Source organism: Vibrio sp. Vb1337, assembly GCF_033338715.1.
GTDB classification, from domain to species: domain Bacteria; phylum Pseudomonadota; class Gammaproteobacteria; order Enterobacterales; family Vibrionaceae; genus Vibrio; species Vibrio alginolyticus.
The window spans coordinates 1-1,867 of record NZ_JAWOTD010000059.1 but is presented as its reverse complement, the minus strand read 5'-3'; the positions used below and the strand labels follow the sequence as shown (position 1 = coordinate 1,867).

The window sequence follows — 1,867 nt, the reverse complement described above, 5'->3', positions numbered from 1 at the left end:
CTCCTCCGATTGGAATCGCGCAAGCAACTATCTAAAACAAGCACTCGATGTATATGAGAGCAGTGAATATGAGTACGACAACAGTTTCTTTATTGGCGTAATCTATGCCAACTTAAGCATTGTTCATCTTGGCTTAGGAGACAGTGAGAAGGCCGAATACTACTTCCATGAGGCGATTCGACGCTCAATGCAAACAGGGTCGGATGTCATTAAACATCATTCATTGTCCAACTTTTCTCAAATGCTAAGCAGCATCGGTAAAACAGACGATGCCCTACTGCTCGCACAACGCTGTGTTGAGTTACCTAACCCAGACGGCATCGAAATCATTAAGATGCCATGCCATGAAGCGTTTGCCGAAGCGTATCTCGCCGACAAGCAATACGACAAAGCGATTCGAACCGCTCTCCTCGTCCTAGAACAAACCAAATCAACCAATGAGCTTGAGCTAAAACAGCGTATCGATATGTTGTCGGTTTTGGTCAACGCCAACCAAGTGCTGCAAAATTATGAAGCCGCCTTCCGCTATTTGTCTCAGTTGAGAGCACTTGAAGAAGAATTTTCTGAGCACATTCACGGCGAAGAAATGATCAACATTAAGTTTGACCTTGAAGCGAAATTAGCTCAGAAAGAGTTGAATTTGCTTGAGACGAAAAACGCACTTCAAGCCTCTGAGTTGCGCTCACAACGTTACCGCGAAATGTTCTACTTTATCGCTATTGCAGCCATTGGTGTGGTGGGTTTCCGTTATGTTTTGCGAGTCAAAAAGATCAATAAAGCACTAACGCAAGAAAGTACTACAGATCTTTTGACTGGCCTTCACAATCGCCGCTATTTAGAAGTATGGTTAGAGAAGATGGCCCGCCGCACTCCAGATAGAACCTTCGCGCTTGCGGTTCTTGATGTCGACCATTTCAAAGCTTTTAACGACACTTATGGTCACGACATCGGCGACCAAATGTTGATGCACATTGCCTCTATCTTCAACGAATCCACTCGCTCAGGTGACCTGCTGATTCGTTGGGGCGGTGAAGAATTTGTGTTGCTGGTGGAGGTGAACGATCCAAATGATTGTGTGAAATCGCTAGAGCGTTTGAGACATGTCATTGAAAATACGCCATTAATCATTGACTCTAAGCCAATAAACGCCACAATTTCGCTTGGTGCGGTCGACCGGTTATCAGCCCAAACCATCCAACAACAGTGGTACCAATGGTTCTTCTTGGCCGACCAAGCGTTATATGACGCAAAACAAGCGGGCAGAAACCAATTTAAGATTCACTCGACGTCTTAATGGCGTCCACGAGTAAATAGATACTTCCATGAAGAAAAAATTAATATTCGCCCTGCTTTCACCTGTTGTTTTATCCGCTTGTAGTAATCAACAAGCGTCGCAAATGGGCATGCGTAGCAGCAGTGTGAACATGTACGCTCAACAAATGAGCAATACTCAACTTTGTGAGACGCTGTATTACAATCGCTCAACGAACCAAACCAAAGTCGCGATTGGTGCAGAATTCAACCGCCGTGGACTCAATAAAAAATGGTGCGATAACGAATTGAATAAGTGGTATTTGGAGAAGTTTGTCGATAGCGTGCTACCAAAGAAAAAGCCAGCACCGCGCAAACCGATGGCAACCATTCAGCCAGCCTCCACCAAATAGTAACTGTAGTAGCTATCACCTCTCTCTAGCTAACAGATGAGATAGAAAGCAGAAAGTCCTTACCAACTTTCTGCTTTTTACAGCTAACAATGATCAAGATCAGCCAAAACCTTCCTTTACTTCAGTGAGTTAACATCAATTTACGCAGTCCGTCGAAAAAACAACGTAAACAATTTGTAAACAGTTTGCGTCCTCATTCTTTG

General features: G+C 44.1%; 2 protein-coding genes. Both read left to right on the top strand.

The window, feature by feature from the left end:
• Nucleotides 1–1,294 (top strand): GGDEF domain-containing protein (locus tag R7E42_RS23790; RefSeq protein ID WP_318073060.1); only part of this gene is annotated, 1,294 nt, incomplete at its 5' end.
• A gap of 28 nt (nucleotides 1,295–1,322) precedes the next feature.
• Complete coding sequence (locus tag R7E42_RS23785) at nucleotides 1,323–1,664, top strand: hypothetical protein (protein WP_005463744.1); 342 nt, start codon at nucleotides 1,323–1,325, stop codon at nucleotides 1,662–1,664.
• Nucleotides 1,665–1,867 lie beyond the last annotated feature (203 nt).

Bases quoted from the DNA above. Each gene is read 5' to 3' on its own strand.
- R7E42_RS23785 (WP_005463744.1), top strand. From the start codon at position 1,323: ATGAAGAAAAAATTAATATTCGCCCTGCTTTCACCTGTTGTTTTATCC.